This is a genomic window from Dermacoccus sp. MPR-E5 (genome assembly GCF_058809565.1).
Genome location: NZ_JBXASS010000023.1, coordinates 16,749 through 34,938 on the forward strand (window position 1 = coordinate 16,749; position 18,190 = coordinate 34,938).

Below are 18,190 nucleotides of genomic sequence, written 5' to 3' on the forward strand. Positions count from 1 at the left end.
TCTCAGGTCTCGCACTCTAGGCCGACGCACGGGCGGGAATCCTGTTGTTCCGCAGAACGATCATCCCGTCAGCCTCGACGACGTCCCACACCCCTAGGTTGGCCCCGTCGCCCACCGTGCTCGCACCCGTGGCGAGATCGAACGCCTGCTTGTACATGGGCGATTGGATGACGTCGTGCACCTGCCCCTCGACCGTCACGGTACCGATAAGGCCGCGCGCCATGACGTTGGCGCCCGAGTACGGGTCGTGGTGGCCCACGGCGTGCAGTTCTCCCGTCGCAGTCCGGACCAGGGCGATCTGCACACCGTCGGGGGCACGCACGGCCACCGCACGCTCGACCGGCACCTGATCGCTGCGACACACCGTCGCGGCGTCGTCGCCGATGCTGAGGTCTGTAGTCATGTCGGTCTGCGTGAGCGTCATGCGCGCACCTCCAGGGTGGTGCCGGCGATCATCACCGGGCGGCGGTTGGAGTCGACGAGCTCAAGTTCGCCTGCCTCACCGAGGCGGCGTTCCTGCGTCGTCGCGGGGCGGATCTGCTCACGTTCGACGACGTAGAGCAGGTCGGGGTCGACGTCGGTCGCATCGTTCACGAAACCCGTGAACTGGGCCAGCTTCGCCGGGTCTTCGAGCACGTCGCGCCACTCGTCGCTGTAGGTCGCGACATGGTTCGACATCATCGCGTCGAGGTCGTCGCAGATGCCGAGTTCGTCATCGAACACGACAGCGCGCAGGTGATCGATGCCTCCGTCGAGCTCTTCCAGCCACGGCGCCGTGCGCTGCAGCCGTTCGGCGGTCGAGATGTAGAACATGAAGAACCGGTCAATCGCCCGAACGAGTTCGTCGTCGCTGAGATCCTGCCCCAGCAGTTGGGCGTGACGCGGCGTCGCGCCACCGTTGCCGCCGACGTACAGGTTCCAACCGTTCTCGGTCGCGATGACGCCGGCGTCCTTGCCCCGCGCCTCGGCGCACTCCCGTGCGCAGCCGCTGACGCCGAGCTTGAGCTTGTGCGGGCTGCGTAGCCCGCGGTAGCGCAGTTCGAGGTCGATCGCCATGCGCACGCTGTCCTGCACGCCGTAGCGGCACCAGCTCTGGCCGACGCACGACTTCACCGTGCGCAGGCTCTTGCCATACGCATGACCGGATTCGAACCCGGCGTCTACGAGGCGCTTCCAGATCGCCGGCAGTTGATCGATGCGCGCGCCAAACATGTCGATGCGCTGACCGCCGGTGATCTTGGTGTACATCCCGAAATCCTTCGCGACCTGCCCGATGACGAGGAGGCCGTCTGGCGAGATCTCGCCCCCGGGGATACGCGGCACCACCGAGTATGTGCCGTCCTTCTGAAGGTTCGCGAGCAGGTGGTCGTTGCTGTCCTGCAGTGTGCCCTGTTCACCGTCGAGGATGTGGCCGCCGCCGAGACTCGCGAGGATGTTCGCGATGGTCGGCTTGCAGATGTCGCAGCCGCGCCCCGTGCCGAAGCGTTCGATGACGGCGCTGAACGTCGTCAAACCACTCACCTTCACCGCGTTGAACAGCTGGCTGCGGGACATCGGCATGTGTTCGCACAAAGCCGTGTCAATCGTGATGCCGGCGCGTTCCTGCTGTGTCTCGAATATCTTCTTGACCGTGGGTAGGCATGAGCCGCAGGACGTTCCGGCCTTCGTGCACGCTTTGACATCGGCGAGCGTCGCCTTCGGGTCGTCGTCGAGCACGCTGCGGATCGTGCCGGCGCAGACGTTGTTGCACGAACACACCGGGGCGTCGTCAGGCAGCTCGAGGGTCGCCAGCGGGCTGCTTGCACCGTCGATGGTCGGCACGATGTACGCGCTCGGGTCGCCGCCCAGATCCCGTCCCAGCATCGGGCGCAGGCTCGCGTAGCTACTCGCGTCACCGACGAGGATGCCGCCGAGCAGCGTCTTCGCGTCGTCGCTGACGACGAGCTTCTTGTACGTGCCCGTCACGGGATCGGAGTAGACGACCTCCAGCGCACCGGGCGTCGTCGCGAACGCGTCACCGAAGCTCGCGACGTCGACGCCGAGCAGCTTTAGCTTCGTCGACGTGTCGGCGCCGGGGAAGCTCGACAACCCGCCCAGCAGCCGATCGGCAGCGATCTCCGCCATCGTGTAACCGGGCGCAACGAGCCCCCACACGCGCCCCTCGATGCACGCGACCTCACCGATGGCACTGATCGCCGAATCACTTGTCGTACAGGCGGAATCGACGACCACACCCCCGCGCTCGCCGACCACGAGGCCGGCTGCGCGGGCCAGTTCGTCACGGGGGCGGACACCCGTCGCGAAGACGACGACATCGACGTCGACGTTTTCACCGTCGGCGAACTCCATGCCGGTGACCTGCTTCGTGCAGCCGCTCCCCAGGACGCGCTGGGTCGCCGTACCGGTTCGTACGCTCACCCCGAGGCTCTCGATGAGGCGTCGCAGCTCCTGCCCGCCACCTTCGTCGACCTGCAACGGCATGAGCCGCGGAGCAAACTCGACAACCGTCGGCTCGGCGCCGAGCGCCTGCAGCGCGCCCGCGGCCTCCAGACCGAGCAGACCACCGCCGATGACGGCGCCCCGCACTGTGCGTCCAGGCCGGTCACGACGCAGCTGCTCTACGTAGCCGCGCAGGTCGGCGACGTCGTCGAGCGTGCGATAGACGAAGCAACCGCGAAGGTCGCTTCCCTCGACCGGCGGCACGGCCGCGTAGCTGCCTGTTGCGAGGACGAGATGGTCGTAGCCGTAAGTCGCGCCGCACCTCGTCGTCACAGTCATTGCCGTGCGATCGATGCTCGCAACCGCTGTGTTCTTCTTGAGCGTGACGAGCGGATCAGCCCACAGCTCGTCGGCGCCTAGGTTGAGTTCCTGCGGGTCGCGGCCAGTGAAGTAGCTCGTCAACGCCACACGGTCATATGGAGGACGGGGCTCCTCAGCGAGCACGGTGATCTCGTGACGGCCGTCCGAGTCGCGGTCACGCATAGCCTCGACGAACCGGTGCGCCACCATGCCACCACCGACGACGACGATCTGTTGCGGGTACCTGGCCATCTGATCCTCCTAGCGTCCCGGCAGTGCGCCGGGGCGGTTGTGAGCTTCGATGACCCGACGGTAGGGGTCCCGTGTTTCGCGTGCGCCTGGGAAATGTTTCGGAAGTGAAACAAAACCCTCACCACAGCGGGGTGAGCGACGGGAGGTTCGGCCCGGGTGTTTGCGACCCGCTCAGCGACGGTCGACGGCGCGCACACGTAGCCCGCTGGCGATGAGACGGCGGATGAGTTCGGTCTCGCGCACGGGTTCCGCGCCGGCGGCGACGAGCGCGTCGTAGAGGCGCTCGGGCACGTCGTAGTGGTCGAGGTCGAAGGCGGCTCGCGGGACGCCGTTCGCGGACGCGAACGCGTGCAGCTCGTCGAGCGAGACGTCAGAGACGAGATGCGCAAACACGGTGCCCCACGCGGGCCAGCGCGGCGGATCGATGAGAACGGCCATCCCACCATCCTGTGCCCACCGCGTGTTGCGGACCAATCCGCAGGCGGGCCGCGAGGCGCGCGCCATCGCATTAGGGTCGAGCACCTTGCGGCCGATCTCAGACAGCGACTTTTTCGTCCACCGGATCCACCTCGTCCATCCATTTGAGGATTCCGCAGACGGTGCTCGTGCAACCGCCGCACCCGGTCGTCGCGCGGGTCTCGCTCGCGACCGCCTCGACGCTGCGGGCCCCCTGCACGTGCGCATCGACGACGTCGCCTTTCGTCACGCCGTTGCAGCGACACACGGTCGCGCCACTCGGCAGGGCAGTCGGGCTCGCGGTCTCGGGCACGAGCCCCGACGTCGAGGCCCCCTTGACGAGCAGGTGGGCGGGGTCAAGTGGCAACGGCGTTCGACGCTCGTAGGTTGCCGTGAGATCGGCGGCCATACGCGCCGATCCGATGATGACCGCGGCGACGATGCGGTCGCCATCCACGGCGACGGTGGCGCTGCGCCGCGCCCCGACATCGCTGAGCGTGACGACACGTAGGCCGCGCTCGTGTGCAACGAACGGATCGGGAATTCTGTCACCGAGAACGACCGTCTCCAACCCGACCGCCTTGAGCTTGACGATGCTGAGCTCATCTGCAACGTGCTCGCCCGGCTCGGCGGAACCGACCGGCGTGCCATGACACAGGTCGTGCGCTAACCGCGCCGCCTGATCCCACCCGGGTGCGATGAGTCCGGGGCAACCGACGTCAGTCTGCGCGCAGTCTCCGATCGCCGCGACCGACTCGTCGTCGAGCACCCGCAGTCGCGTATCGACGAGCACCCCGACGTCGACGGGCACGCCAGCCGCGCGAGCCAGGTCGACACGTGGGCGCACGCCCGTGTTGACGACGAGGTCGTCAACGTCGAGGCATGTGCCGTCGATCAGTTCGACGCCGGTGACACGACCCTTGCTGCGCAGTACCCGTGTTATGCCGCTGCCCGTGCGCACGTCGATGCCGAGATCGGCCAGGGTGGCGCCCGCCATCACTCCGCTCGGAGCGTCGATCTGGCGATCCATGACGTGCGTGCCGCGGTGCACCAGGCTGACGTCGACCCCGCGTGCACGCAACCCGCACGCGATCTCGACGCCGAGCAGACCACCGCCGAGGACGGCCATGCGACGCGGCGCCTCCGGCGTCGACATCGAGGCGGCCGCGAGCAGCTCACGGCAGTCGTCGATGGTTCGGACGGTATGGACATCCCGCCCGCGCGCTGCTCGCAGCCCTGGGATCGCCGGCAGCGCCGCGTCCGCTCCGGTGGCGAGCACGAGCACGTCGTAAGGATGCGCCCTGCCCTCTGCGTCGATGACGATGCGGCGTGAACGCTCGATCGATTGCGCAGCGACACCGCTGTGCACCACGATGCCCTCGGGTGGCGCGGGTAGCGTCAGCGCGCCGATCTCGGCGCGGCCCGCGATGACCTCCGACAACATGAGCCGGTTGTACGCCTCGTACGGTTCGTCACCAAGGATGGTGACGTCAAACTTTGCATCGCACCGACTCGCTTCTCGCATCAGCTCGTCGACGAAGCGCGAACCGACCATGCCATTGCCGATGACGACGACCCGTTTCACGATGCCACCCCCGCGACTCGCCAGGCTCCGTGCGACGCGGTGCCTGGAGTGTGCGACCCCTCGGACGGAAGCGGCGAAGCGGAACCGGCGCGTTCCGCCTTCGCGCCCTCATCGGCGTCGCTCCGTCCGATCCGCACGGCTCTGATGCTCGCGGCGCAGACCTTGAACTCGGGCATTGAGCTGATGGGGTCGAGCGCAGGGTTGGTCGCTCGGTTCGCCGTCGCGGAGCCTGCGAAGTGAAACGGGACGAACACACAGTCGCGACGGATGTCGTTGCTCAGGCGGGCCGCCGCGACCACACGCCCGAAGCGTGTGGTGACGGCGACGTCGTCGCCTTCCTCGATGCTGAACCTGTCGGCCGTCAACGGATGGAGCTGGGCGAACGCGCGCGGCTCGCCGGCCACGAGCTCAGGCACGCGACGGGTCTGAGCCCCCGATTGGTAGTGCTGCAGCACGCGCCCGGTGATGAGGTACAGCGGAGCGTCGGGGCGTACGTCGTCCTCGACATCGCTCGCCCGGACGTCGATCATCGTCGCCCGGCCGTTCGGCGTGGCGAATCGATCGAGAAACAGCCGCGGGGTGCCGACGCTCCCCGTCGCTCGCCGCGTCGGGGAGTCGGGGTGGTTTGCGGGCGTTTCGGCGTCTGCGGACCCATCGAGCAGCGCAGGCATCCGCTCGACCGTCTGGGCATCACTGTCATCGCTGCCACGAGCCGGCGCCGGCCAGTACGCCGCGCGCTCGTCCTCGCCAGCGGGTGTGGAGCCGCTGCCCAGTTCGAGGCGGTCGAGCAGCGCGTGGGAGAGGCCCGAGTAGTCGGCGAGACCACCCGCGGAGGCACGGGCCAGTTCGTCGAACACCTCGGCCGGTTCGGTGACGAACCGTGCCGGGGCCACGAGCAGTCGAGCGAGATCACTCCAGATGCGCAGCTCGTCACGCGGCCCGTTCGGATCATCCATGACGACCGAACGGCGACGCCGCAACACGCGGCCCTCCAAGTTCGTCATCGTGCCCTCTTCCTCGGCCCACTGCAGGGACGGGAGCACGACGTCGGCCATCGCAGCCGTCTCGGACAGGACGAAGTCGGTGACCACGAGCGTGTCCAACGCTTCGAATCGCTTGGCGATGGTTGTCGAGTTCGGTCCGCTCACCACGGGATTCGCCCCGTGGACGAAGAGCATCGTCGGCCCGCTAGCCTGACCCGCGGAGTCCACCTGCCCAAGCGAGTCCAGCAGCTGCACGGCGGGTATGCCGGGGCCAGGAATGTCAGACGGCTCGACACCCCAGACCGCGGCCACGTGGGCGCGCGCCGCCGGGTCGGTGATCTTGCGGTAGCCGGGCAGCTGATCGCACTTCTGACCGTGCTCACGCCCGCCCTGGCCGTTACCCTGGCCAGTGAGGCACCCATAGCCCGAGCCGACGCGCCCCGGTAGCCCCAGGGCGAGCGCCAGGTTGATCGCCGCGTTGACGGTGTCGGTGCCGTGCGCGTGCTGCTCGGCACCGCGGCCGGTCAGCACGTACGCGCCGTGGCCACCGGACGCCGGTGAGGCCGCCGTCAGAATCGCTGCCGCAGAGCGCAGTTCGCTCACCGGCACGCCCGTCGCCCGTTCGACCGCCTCAGGCCACCACATCATGGCTGCGCGACGAACCGTGTCCCATCCGTCGACGCGTTCGGCGAGGTAGGTCTCGTCCGTTTCACCGCGCACGACGACGAGGTGGAGCAGCCCGAGCAGCACCGTCACGTCGGTTCCGGGCAGCGGTTGCAGATGCATGCCGGCCGCATCGGCCGTCAGCGCAGCCGTCGGCGTGCGGCGCGGGTCGATGACGACGAGCCCACCCCGTTCCCGACACGAGCGCAGGTGCTGGACGAACGGTGGCATCGTCTCGGCGGGGTTGCTGCCCACGAGTAGCACCGCGCCAGCACTGTCGAGATCGGCGACGGGAAAGGGCAGACCTCGATCCATCCCGATCGAGCGCGCCGCCCCGGCCGCGGCGGAACTCATGCAGAATCGCCCGTTGTAGTCGATCATTGCCGTCCCCAAACCCACGCGCGCGAACTTGCCGAGCGTGTACGCCTTCTCGTTCGTCAGGCCGCCGCCGCCGAACACAGCGACTCCGTCCGGGCCTCCCCGCACACGTGCCCGATGCACGCCCGCGACGATGCGGGCATACGCCTCGTCCCAGGAACTCGGGACAAGTTCGCCGGCCGCATCACGCACAAGCGGCACGCGTAGCCGGTCAGGGTGATCAAGCAGCGACGCCGACGTCCACCCCTTGTGGCACAGGCCGCCACGGTTCGTCGGAAAGTCGCGCGGCTGCACGTCGACCGCCATCTCGGCGGTCGCCGGCGTCACCGTCATCGCACACTGCAGTGCGCAGTATGGGCAGTGGGTCGCCGCACCGGTACGGCTCGCCGCATCCTCCTCGACCATGGGCGCCGTCATCAGATGCCCGCCTTCGCCAGAGCCGCACCGCGGCGGGCGTAGACCGCCCAGGTCAGCGCACCGAGCAGAACGTACACACCAATGATGACGACGAGTGCCGGAACGATGGTGCCGGTGGGGTGGGCGCTTCCGACGGTGGATGCTTTGCTCAGCGCGAATCCCTGCGGGATGAGGAATCCCCCGAAGGCGCCAACGGCTCCGACGATGCCGATCGACCCTGCGGCGATGCGTCGGGTGCGCTGACGGGCCGCATCGTCGCAAGTGTTACCGGTCGCCTCGAACACGGCCGGGATCATCCGGTAGATCGAGCCATTGCCGATGCCGGTGAAGACGAACAGGAGCAGGAACGTCGCCATGAACAGCCCGAAGTTCTTGCCCTGCAACGCGATCACCGCACCGCCGGCACCGAGCGCCATCGCCACGAAGCTGATGACGGTGATCCTTGCGCCCCCGACGCGGTCGGCGATGACGCCACCGAGCGGACGCGTGAGCGAGCCGACGAGGGCACCGAGGAAAGCGAGCTTGAGACCGTGCTGGGGGAACGCGTCGGACATAATCTTGGGGAATGCCCCGGCGAAGCCGATGAACGAGCCGAACGTGCCAATGTAGAGCACCGCGAGCACCCAGGTGTGGCGGGCGCGCGACGCCATCTCGAACCCGCCGCGATCGCCCGTGCCGGAGATGACGGACAGGTTGTCCATGAACCTCCACGCGAGCCCCGCCGACACCAGAACGAGCGGCACGAAGATCCAGCCTGCGAGCGGGAGGTTGGGGATACTACCCGCGGTTCCTGCGGTTGCACCGAAAGTCACGAGGAGGGGGATGGTGAACTGCACTGCGGCGGTGCCGAGGTTTCCGCCGGCCGCGTTGAGCCCGAGCGCCTTGCCCTTCTGGCTGCTGCGGTAAAAGAACGAGATGTTCGTCATCGAGCTGGCGAAGTTGCCACCGCCGAAACCCGCGAGCGCCGCAACAGTGAGCAACACCGGGAAGCTCGCGTGCTGGCCGACCGCGAGCGCCAACCCGATCGTCGGCAACAGAAGCAGCAAAGACGAAATGATCGTCCAGTTACGGCCGCCGAAGCGCGGCACGGCGAAGGTGTACGGGACACGCAGCGACGCGCCGACGAGCGTCGGCACCGACAGGAGCCAGAACTGTTGAGATTCACTCAGCGCCGCGCTTCCTGTGTAGCCGTACTTCTTCAGTTGCGGCACGACGATCGCCCACAGCGCGAAGACACCGAAGCCGAGAAACTCAGCGTAGACGGAGCACGCGAGGTTAGTGCGCGCGGTCTGTGCTCCCCCGGCGTGATGCCATTGGGCGGCGTCCTCCGGATCCCACCCGTCGACCCAACGCCCCGGCCGACGTGTGAAGCTCGACGCTGTAGTTGCGCTTCGTGCCGGGCGAGGCGCGCTCGCAGGGGTGGGGGCGTGCTTCTGGGCGTGGGTGAGAGCCATGGTGCGTCTCCAGACACATCGACGACGAAGTGCCCCTGACGTTAGGAGCACCTTGTTTCTCCCACCAGCCGACGATGTTTCACGCGTGAAACATCCACCTCACCGCCGCGACTCATCGCTGGAGAGATGCGCCGCTGAAGCCAGCACCACTCCCTATGGGGCCGCACCAACGACGCGGGCCGAGGAGCGACGAGCGGCCGGCCACCCCGAGGTGATCGGCCTTCTGTCGTTTCATCAACGCTCAGGCCAGGCCCAGATCCTCCATCGAGAACGCGCTGACGTAGGTGAGGCCCTCGGCCTCGATCTTCTCCTGCGCACCGGTGGCACGGTCGGCGATGGTCGCGACGCCGACGACCTCGGCGCCCTCCTCACGGCACGCGGCGACGGCTTCCAGCGGCGAGGCACCCGTCGTCGTCGTGTCCTCGACGACGAGCACGCGGCGACCCTTGATCGAGGGGCCCTCGATGCGCTGCTGCAGGCCGTGCGCCTTGCCGGCCTTGCGGACGACGAACGCGTCGACCTGCTCCCCCGCAGCAGCCGCAGCGTGCAGCATCGACGTCGCGACGGGGTCGGCACCGAGCGTCAGACCGCCGACGGCGACGTAGTCGAAGTCCTTCGTCAGATCGCGCATGACGCGTCCGACGAGCGGCGCAGCCTCGCCGGAGAGAGAGATGCGACGCAGATCGACGTAGTAGTCGGCCTCCTTGCCGCTGCTCAACGTCACCTTGCCGTGCACGATGGCGTTGTCCTTGATGAGTTGCAGCAGGCGGGCGCGGTCTTCGGCGATGTTCGTCATGCCGTCCATTCTATTGGCGGGGGCTCCTCAGTCGCGTGGCCGATGACGGTTGCTCAAAGCGCCCGCGCGCACGATGGAGCGCGGCACGTGGCGCAGCAACTGCGTCGCGACCTTGTACTGCTTCCCAGGCACCGAGATGACGCGCCCGGCGTCGACGTCGGCGAGGCAGTCGCGCACGAGGCGGTCGGCGTCGAGCCAGAGTCGCTTGCCGATGGCCGAGGTCTTGTCGACGTCGATGTCGGCGCTCGCGTGGAAGTCGGTGTGGGTGAAACCCGGGCACAGCGCGGTCACCGTGACGCCGGTGCCCGCGAGCTGGCCGGCGAGCGACTCGCTGAACACGGTGACATACGACTTCGCCGCCGAGTAGGTGCCGCTCGCCATGAACCCCGCGACCGACGAGACGTTGATGATCGCGCCCCGCCCCCGCTCACGCATCGCGCGGCCTGCGGCGTGGCTGAGCACGACGACGGCCTTGACCATGACGTCAACGGAGGCGATCTCCTTCTCGACGTCGGTGTCGAGGAACGCCGTCTTGAGCCCGAAGCCGGCGTTGTTGACGAGCACCTCGATGGGGTCGCTCGCCTGCGCGACACGCTCGGCGACGCGCTTGAGATCGTCAGCGTTGGCGAGGTCGGCCGCCAGGACCTCGGCGTGCACGCGGTAGCGCTTCTCGAGGTGTGCCTTGAGCTCCTCGAGCCGGTCGGCGCGCCGCGCGACGAGGACGACGTTGTCGCCGCGCGCCGCCAGCTGCTCGCAGAACTCCTTGCCGATGCCGGCGCTCGCGCCGGTGACCAGTGCCCATTTCGTCATGCTCACCACTGTGCCACTCGTCGCCGACAACCGCAGGATCCCGCTGGTTTCGAGGGTTGTCGCAGGGCCCGTCTAGGGTTGAGGCATGCGAATCGCCACGTGGAACGTCAACTCCATCCGCACCCGCGTCGACCGCGTCATCGCCTTCCTCGAACGTGGTGACGTCGACGTGCTCGCCATGCAGGAGACGAAGTGCAAGGACGAGCAGTTCCCCATGGCCCGCTTCGAGGAAGCCGGGTACGAGGTCGCCCATCACGGGCTGAACCAGTGGAACGGTGTCGCGATCGCCTCGCGCGTCGGCCTCGAGGACGTGCAGATCGGCTTCGAGGACATGCCCGGCTTCGGCGACCCCATCGCGGCGGAGGCCCGCGCCATCGCCGCCACGTGCGACGGGATGCGCATGTGGTCGCTCTACGTGCCGAACGGTCGCGAGATCGGCCACCCGCACTACGAGTACAAGCTCGACTGGCTCGCCGCGCTGCGCGCCGACGGCGAGAAATGGCTCACCGAGAACCCCGAGGCGCAGATCGCGCTGACGGGTGACTGGAACATCGCGCCGAGAGACGAAGACGTCTGGGATCCGGCGTTCTTCGAGGGCAAGACGCACGTGACGCAACCCGAGCGTGACGCGTTCCAGGCGATGATCGACACAGGCTACGCCGACGTGGTGCGCCCGCACACGAACGAGCCGCGCACCTACACGTACTGGGATTACACGCAGCTGCGTTTCCCCAAGAAGCAGGGCATGCGCATCGACTTCGCCCTGTGCTCCCCCGCCCTCGCCGGGCGCGTCCAGGGCGCCGTCATCGACCGCGACGAGCGCAAGGGCAAGGGTGCGAGCGACCACGCGCCCGTCATCGTGCAGCTCGACTGACAGCGTCTTGACTGACGAGTCGGCTGGCAGCGTGACGGCGCACGGTGCGATCAGCCGAGCCCAGCTGCGTCAGTCCGTGTCGTTCGAGTCAGTCCTGCGTGACGCAACCGGCACTGACTGACGCAGTGGCGGCGCGAGCAGCGCCATCACGCGCCGTCGGCTGTGTCGGTGCGCGATGGCGGCGGTCGGCCCCGTTAGGTTGGTGCGGTGAGCACTGTGGCAGAGGTGGACGTCGTCGTCGTCGGCACCGGTTTCTCCGGGATCGGCATGGCCGTGGCGCTGCAGGACGCCGGCCGCAGCTTCGTCATCCTCGAGAAGGCCGACGAGATCGGTGGCACGTGGCGTGACAACCGTTATCCCGGTGTTGCCTGCGATGTGCCGAGCCACCTGTACTCGTTCAGCTTCGAGCTCAACCCGTACTGGTCGCACACCTATTCGCGCGGTGACGTCATCCAGGACTATCTGCTCGCCGTCGTCGAGAAGTACGAGCTGCGCGAGCACATCCGCTTCGACACGGCGCTGCACGCCGCCGACTTCGACGAGTCGAGCGGCGTGTGGACGATCGCGACGCACTCCTCGGACGGTTCGACGCACACCGTCACCGCCCGCGCACTCGTGCTCGGCGTCGGTGCGCTGCACCTGCCGCACATCCCCCTCATCGACGGGCTGCACACGTTCGCCGGCGAACTCATCCACACCGCAGCCTGGCCTCGCGACAGTTCGATGTTCGGCCGCCGCGTCGGCATCATCGGCACGGGCGCCTCGGCTGTGCAGTGCATCCCGGCGCTCGCCGAGGACGCCGAGCACCTCACCGTCTTCCAGCGCAGCGCACCGTGGATCATGCCGCAGCGCAACAGCGAGTACTCCGACGCGACGATCGACCGCTTCCGGCGTCACCCCGCGCTCATGCGGGCCCATCGGGCTGCACTGCGCCGATGCAACGACCTGCCTGCCGTCGCGTTCGACAGCCAGCCGCGGCTGCTCGAACTCGCCTCCCGCGAGGCCCGACGGCACCTGGCCAACCAGATCAAGGATCCGCAGCTGCGCGAGAAGCTGACCCCCACCTACACGATGGGGTGCAAGCGCGTCCTGCTGTCCGACACGTACTACCCTGCCCTCGCGCGCGCCGACGTCGACGTCGTGACCGACGACGTCGTGGGCGTGACGCCCGACGGCGTCGTCACCGCCGACGGAACCCTGCACGAGGTTGACGCCCTCGTGCTGGCCACCGGCTTCGACCCCCGCGGCTCGTACGCCCACCTCGACATCACCGGGCGTGACGGCCGCTCGTTCGCCGAGGAATGGCAGAACGGTGTCGAGTCCTATCTCGGCGTGACGATGGCCGACTTCCCCAACCTCTTCATGCTGCTGGGGCCCAACACGGGCCTGGGGCACACGAGCGTCGTGCTCATGATCGAAGCGCAGATCGCCCACGTCATGACGCTGCTCGACGAACGCGATCGCCGAGGCGCCCACGCCGTCGAGGTGCGCCCCGAACTCGTGCCCGCCTTCACGCGTGAGATGCGCGAACGCAGCGGTCGCTCGGTGTGGACGCAGGGCGGCTGCACCTCCTGGTACCTCGATGACGACGGCGAGAACCGCACCCTGTGGCCCGGCGGGGTCGGCGAATACGAACGGCGCCTCACCGAGCCGTCGGCCGTCGACTTCCTCTTCACCTGAGCACACCGGCGAGCCGGCCGGAGTCGTTCGCCTTACCTGCGCTCCCGCGCCTTGTCATGCGCGAACGAGAGCCCGGCTACCGTCGCCCGATGCCGGCGAGTTGCGCCTGACGATGGCGCTCCCGATGAGTCATCCGCGCGAGGACGAGTTGCTCAGGCGTCCGACGGTTCTTGGCCTGCTGGAACGAGACGGCGTAGATGAGCGGGCCCACGACGGGCAGGACGCCGACGAGCAGGGCCCAGCGGTACATGGCGTCCTCGGTGTCGGCGACGAGACTCGGCCACTTCTTGAGGCTGCGGGTCGCCACGATGGCACCGGTGAGCCACAGCGCCGGGGCGACGACGAAGAGCAGGACGGCGACGACGACGAACCAGTGGATGAACGTCGCGAGCGCCTCCGCGTTGGGATCGTCCGCGACCGCGAGCACACCGTGAGTTGCGAAGATAGTCATGCGTCGACGGTAGGCATGTCACGGGGTGTGCCGTCGGCGCCGGCCGCAAACCCTGTGGACGAGGGTGCAGGACGGCCGCGGAAGGCCGCGCAGCCGTCATCGTCCACAGCCGTCGGCGCCCCTGCGTCACCCCACGGGGTTGCCGGGGCGCCCCCGGCGCGGCTCAGCTGACGACGTCGCCGGGGTCGATCTGCTCCCCCGGCTTCACGACATCGCGCACGGTGGCACCCGCGCCGATGACGGCGATGTCCGCGTCGCGCGCCGCGGTGGCGGCAGGGGCTGAGCCGACGCGCGCTCCTCGGCGCACCGCGACGTCGACGTCGACGATCGCGGTGCGCACCTCGGCACCCTTCTCGATGACCGTGCCGTCGAGCACCACGGCATCCTCGACGACGGCCCCCGCGCGCACGATCACGCCGGGCCCGAGCACCGAGCGGCGCACGGTGCCGGCGATGTCGCACCCTGGCGACAGGTAGGACGCGTCGACGACGGCCCCTTCGCGCACGCGCGCCGCGCACTTGTTCGTCGCGAGGGTGCGCATTGGCCACGCCTCGTCGTCGAAGATCGGCACGTCACCACGCACGAGGTCGCGGTGAGCGCGCAGGTAGGTCTCGGGCCGGCCCATGTCCATCCAGTACGCCTCGAGCGCGTGGGTGCGCACACGTCCACGCGCGACGAGCGTCGGGATGAGGTGCTCGGCGAAGTCGCCGAGACCGGTGTCGTCCTCGTCGTCGGCTTCAGGGCGCGTCGCTTTCTCGGCTTCTTCGAGGGCGTCGAGCAGCGCTGCCGTGCGGTAGATGAAGACCTCCGCGGAGATCGTTCCGTGGGCCGGGTCCTCGGGCTTCTCGTCGATGCGGGTGACCTTGCCGGTGGCGTCGCTCGTCACGACAGCCTTGTTCGACGCCTCCGTCACGGGCACCTCGGTGGTGACGATGGTGAGGTCGGCGCCCTTGGCGAGGTGAGCGGCGACGACGTCCCGCAGGTCGAGCGTGAACACCTGATCGGCGCTCAGCACGACGGTCACGTCAGCGTTCTCGTCGGCGATCTGATGACGGATGCGGTACAGGTCGTCCGCGTTGCCGGTGGCGAACCCACCCGTGCGCGCGGCGTCGATCTCCTCGGGCACGATGCGGCGGAAACCGCCGTCGTTGCGGTCCAGATCCCAGGGGCGTCCGTGCTGCAGGTGCTTGTCGAGCGTGCCCGCGCGGTACTGCACGGAAACCCAGACGCTGGAGATGCCCGAGTTGACGAGGTTCGACATGGCGAGGTCGACGAGCTGGTGCGTGCCGCCGAACGGCAGCGCCGGTTTCGCGCGGTGCGTGGTGAGCACACCCATCCGTGAGCCCTTACCTCCGGCCTGGACGATGGCGAGCACGCGCGGAGCGTCGGTCAGGGGCATGTGAGCGGCCATGCCGCCATCCTGCCAAGGCGACCTCCCCGCGTCGAGCCGGCGTCGCATCCTGTGTTCATGACCGCCCCGCCGCACACCCCGCACCGGGCACCTCGCGTCTCACGCGGGAAACTCATGCCTCCCGTCGTTGGGCGTCAGCGCTCAGCGCCTCGAGGGTGCCGGTGCCGTCATCAGCCGCGCCGGTGAAGCCGAGCTGACGCCATGCCTCATACGCGACGACGGCGACCGCGTTGCCGAGGTTGAGGCTGCGGTTGTCGGGGCGCATGGGGATGCGCAGTCGCTCGTCAGCGCTGAACGTCGCGAGGAGATAGTCAGGCAATCCTGTTGCCTCGCAACCGAAGACGAGGACGTCGTCGTCACGGTAGTCGACGGCGTCGTACCGTCGCCGGGCACGCGACGTCAGCGCGAGCCACCGCCCGGGGCAAGCGGCGCGGGCCGCGTCGACGTCCGCGTGCACGTGGACGTCGGCCAACTCGTGGTAGTCGAGCCCGCCCCGGCGCAGCAGGCGGGCGTCCATCGAGAAACCGAGCGGTTCGACGAGGTGCAGGCTCGCGCCGACGTTCGCGGCGAGGCGGATGATGTTGCCGGTGTTGGGCGCGATCTGCGGCGCGACGAGGACGATCTGCACGCCCGCGAACCTACCAGCGTCACTTCATGTACTGCGGCGCCTCTTCGCGCAGGTCGATCTTGCGGATCTTGCCCGTCACCGTCATCGGGAATTCATCCATGACGCGCACGTAGCGCGGCACCTTGTAGTGCGCGAGCTTGCCGTCGCAGTAGGCGCGCAGCGATTCGACCGTCAGCGGCTCCGCGCCGTCGATCATGCGGACGCACGCCATGAGTTCCTCGCCGTACTTCTCGTCGGGCACGCCGATGACCTGCGCGTCGACGATGTCGGGGTGGTTGTAGAGGAACTCCTCGATCTCTCGCGGGTAGATGTTCTCGCCGCCGCGGATGACCATGTCCTTGATGCGCCCCGTGATCGCGACGTACCCGTCGTCGTCCATGGCGGCGATGTCGCCTGTGTGCATCCAGCCGTCGACGATGGCTTCGGCGCTCTTGTCGCCCTGGTTCCAATAGCCGAGCATGACCGAGTACCCCTTGGTGCACAGCTCACCCGGCTCGCCGCGCTTGACGGGCTCGTACGTGACGGGGTCGACGACCATGACCTCGAGGTGCGGGCCGACGCGCCCGACCGTCTGCGTGCGCTGCTCGACGGTGTCGTTCTTGCGTGTCTGCAACGACACGGGCGAGGTCTCCGTCATGCCGTAGCAGATGGAGACCTCCTCCATATGCATGCGCTCCATGACCTGACGCATGGTGTGCTCGGGGCATGGCGAGCCGGCCATGATGCCGGTGCGCAGGCTCGTCAGGTCGTAGCGGTCGAAGTCGGGCAGCGCGAGTTCGGCGATGAACATGGTCGGCACGCCGTAGAGGCTCGTACACCGTTCGTCTACCACGGTCTGCAGGGTGAGGGCGGCGTCGAAGCCGGGCGCGGGGATGACCATCGTCGCGCCGTGCGAGGTGCAGGCGAGGTTGCCCATGACCATGCCGAAGCAGTGGTAGAACGGCACGGGGATGCAGACGCGGTCCTCGGCTGTGTACGAACAGAGTTCGCCGACGAAGAAGCCGTTGTTGAGGATGTTTCGGTGACTCAGCGTCGCGCCCTTGGGGAAGCCGGTCGTGCCGCTCGTGTACTGGATGTTGATGGCGTCGGTGTTCTTCAACGTCTTCTGGACGGCGGCGAGGCGCTCGCGTCCGCCCTCCGCGGCGAGAGCCTTCGCGCCCGCGTCGGCGAGGTCGCTCCACGACGTCTCGCCGATGAGAACGACGCGCGCGAGGTCGGGGCACTCGCCGCGCACCTGCTCGATCATGCGCGCGTAGTTGCTCGTCTTGAACTTCGGGGCGGCGATCAGTGTCGTGATGCCGGCCTGGCCCAGCACGTACTTGAGTTCGTGGCTGCGGTAGGCGGGGTTGATGTTGACGAGGATGGCGCCGATCTTGGCCGTCGCGTACTGGGTGAGCGTCCACTCGGGGCAGTTGGGCGCCCAGATGCCGACGCGGTCGCCCGTCGCGACGCCGGCGTCGAGCAGGGCCAGGGCAAGTGCGTCGACGTCGTGGAGGAACTGCGTGTACGTCCAGCGACGGCCGCTCACCACGTCGACGAGCGCCTCACGATCGGGATGTGCAGCGACGGTCGCGTCGAGGTTGTCGCCGATCGTCTGCTCGATCAGAGGCGATTCGGGCGCCCCACGCGTGTGGCTGAGCGTCGGGTCGAGGTCGTTCTCGAGGGTGTCGGTGGCGGACATCGGCTCTCCTCCGGTCGCGTCATCCGTGACTCGCATCACAGGATTTCAGTGAACCACATCACACCGTCTCGGTTAATGGTTCTTAACTGAATTTCTCGACGGGCGGAACGACCCGGCTTCACCCAGCAGGGCGCAGCGCCGCGAGCGCCATCGCGCGCAGGACGGCTCGGGTGCGTTCGCGGTGAGCTTCGACCGCGGTCTTCGTCCTGCCGGTCGAGTGCGGCGTCGAGTTGAGCGCGCCGAAGCCGGCGTGGGCCTTGATGCGGGCCTCGTCGTCGCTGAGAGAGGGGTCGACGTCGCGCAGCACACCGACCCAGATCTCGACATATTGGCGCTGCAGCTGCCGCACGTCGCGACGAGCGGCTGCGTCGAGGCTTGCGAGATCGCGGCCCTGCACGCGGATGAGCGCCGGCTTGGTCAGGGAGAAGTCGATGTGGAAGTCGACGAGGTTCTCGAGCGCCTCGTCAGCCGTGGCGGCGTCAGCGACGACGCGCGAACCGTTCTCGAGGAGATACCGGCTGATGCCGACGAGCAGTTCGGCGAGCACCGCTTCCTTGTTCGCGAAGTGGCGGTAGACGGCGGGGCCGCTGATGCCGACCGCGCTGCCCAGGTCTTCGAGACGCACCCCCGCGAGCCCACGCTCGGCGATGAGGCCCGCAGCGGCATCGAGGATCTGCTGACGCCGGGCAGCCTTGCTGCGCTCCCGGGCCGTCAGCTCCGCGCCTGCCGCGACGTCGAGCGCCATGCGAACCCCCGTGGGCGAGAGACAGATACCAACGATTGAGTTAATCACAAGGGACTGCTGCACGGATAGGTGACATCGACTCTGTGGTGCCGTTCGGTGCCGCAGGAGAGGATGTGCACCATGCCCA

Annotated in this window: 15 protein-coding genes; 2 read left to right on the forward strand and 13 right to left on the reverse strand. The window is 68.2% G+C overall.

The window, feature by feature from the left end; all coding sequences use genetic code 11:
- Positions 1-16: 16 nt before the first annotated feature.
- From AC1RS9_RS13580 to AC1RS9_RS13615, 8 genes are all read right to left on the reverse strand, one after another.
- Positions 17-424: a nitrite reductase (NAD(P)H) small subunit gene (locus AC1RS9_RS13580; protein WP_051805639.1), complete on the reverse strand. Its 408-nt coding sequence runs from the start codon at positions 422-424 to the stop codon at positions 17-19.
- On the reverse strand, positions 421-3,051 hold the full coding sequence (nirB, locus tag AC1RS9_RS13585; RefSeq protein WP_038566951.1) for a nitrite reductase large subunit NirB: 2,631 nt from the start codon (positions 3,049-3,051) through the stop codon (positions 421-423). Before nirB ends, AC1RS9_RS13580 begins: the two co-directional genes overlap by 4 nt.
- A 171-nt stretch (positions 3,052-3,222) precedes the next feature.
- Positions 3,223-3,489: a DUF4031 domain-containing protein gene (locus AC1RS9_RS13590; RefSeq protein ID WP_038566949.1), complete on the reverse strand. Its 267-nt coding sequence runs from the start codon at positions 3,487-3,489 to the stop codon at positions 3,223-3,225.
- 97 nt (positions 3,490-3,586) lie between these two features.
- Complete coding sequence (locus tag AC1RS9_RS13595; protein WP_281712244.1) at positions 3,587-5,092, reverse strand: FAD-dependent oxidoreductase; 1,506 nt, start codon at positions 5,090-5,092, stop codon at positions 3,587-3,589.
- On the reverse strand, positions 5,089-7,533 hold the full coding sequence (locus AC1RS9_RS13600; protein WP_081873583.1) for a molybdopterin oxidoreductase family protein: 2,445 nt from the start codon (positions 7,531-7,533) through the stop codon (positions 5,089-5,091). The genes AC1RS9_RS13595 and AC1RS9_RS13600 overlap by 4 nt, the downstream gene beginning before the upstream one ends.
- Entirely contained in the window at positions 7,533-8,987 is a 1,455-nt protein-coding gene (locus AC1RS9_RS13605; RefSeq protein WP_038566945.1) for an MFS transporter, read from the reverse strand. Before AC1RS9_RS13605 ends, AC1RS9_RS13600 begins: the two co-directional genes overlap by 1 nt.
- Positions 8,988-9,228: 241 nt before the next feature.
- A complete protein-coding gene (gene pyrE, locus AC1RS9_RS13610) occupies positions 9,229-9,783 on the reverse strand; it encodes an orotate phosphoribosyltransferase (RefSeq protein WP_038570314.1) in 555 nt (184 codons plus the stop codon).
- Positions 9,784-9,810: 27 nt separating this feature from the next.
- Positions 9,811-10,593, reverse strand: coding sequence for an SDR family NAD(P)-dependent oxidoreductase (locus AC1RS9_RS13615; protein WP_040014821.1), 783 nt, complete (start codon positions 10,591-10,593; stop codon positions 9,811-9,813).
- 85 nt (positions 10,594-10,678) lie between these two features.
- Between AC1RS9_RS13615 and AC1RS9_RS13620 the strand changes: the two genes are divergently transcribed.
- Complete coding sequence (locus AC1RS9_RS13620) at positions 10,679-11,467, forward strand: exodeoxyribonuclease III (protein ID WP_074041053.1); 789 nt, start codon at positions 10,679-10,681, stop codon at positions 11,465-11,467.
- 207 nt (positions 11,468-11,674) lie between these two features.
- Positions 11,675-13,147, forward strand: coding sequence for a flavin-containing monooxygenase (locus AC1RS9_RS13625; RefSeq protein WP_074041054.1), 1,473 nt, complete (start codon positions 11,675-11,677; stop codon positions 13,145-13,147).
- Between the two features lie 76 nt (positions 13,148-13,223).
- On the opposite strand, the gene AC1RS9_RS13630 is transcribed toward AC1RS9_RS13625, so the two are convergent.
- The 5 genes from AC1RS9_RS13630 to AC1RS9_RS13650 all read right to left on the reverse strand — a co-directional run bounded on the left by AC1RS9_RS13630 (position 13,224) and on the right by AC1RS9_RS13650 (position 18,063).
- Entirely contained in the window at positions 13,224-13,598 is a 375-nt protein-coding gene (locus AC1RS9_RS13630; protein WP_131940591.1) for a hypothetical protein, read from the reverse strand.
- Positions 13,599-13,761: 163 nt separating this feature from the next.
- Positions 13,762-15,009 carry a glucose-1-phosphate adenylyltransferase family protein gene (locus AC1RS9_RS13635; RefSeq protein WP_492921862.1) on the reverse strand — a complete coding sequence of 416 codons (1,248 nt, stop codon included), beginning with the start codon at positions 15,007-15,009 and terminating at the stop codon, positions 13,762-13,764.
- A 112-nt stretch (positions 15,010-15,121) separates the two neighbouring features.
- A complete protein-coding gene (locus AC1RS9_RS13640; protein WP_074041055.1) occupies positions 15,122-15,637 on the reverse strand; it encodes a tRNA (cytidine(34)-2'-O)-methyltransferase in 516 nt (171 codons plus the stop codon).
- A 19-nt stretch (positions 15,638-15,656) separates the two neighbouring features.
- Entirely contained in the window at positions 15,657-17,318 is a 1,662-nt protein-coding gene (locus AC1RS9_RS13645) for an AMP-binding protein (protein WP_074041056.1), read from the reverse strand.
- A 118-nt stretch (positions 17,319-17,436) separates the two neighbouring features.
- Positions 17,437-18,063, reverse strand: a complete 627-nt coding sequence (locus AC1RS9_RS13650) for an SACE_7040 family transcriptional regulator (protein WP_006946248.1) — start codon at positions 18,061-18,063, stop codon at positions 17,437-17,439.
- Between the last annotated feature and the right edge of the window lie 127 nt (positions 18,064-18,190).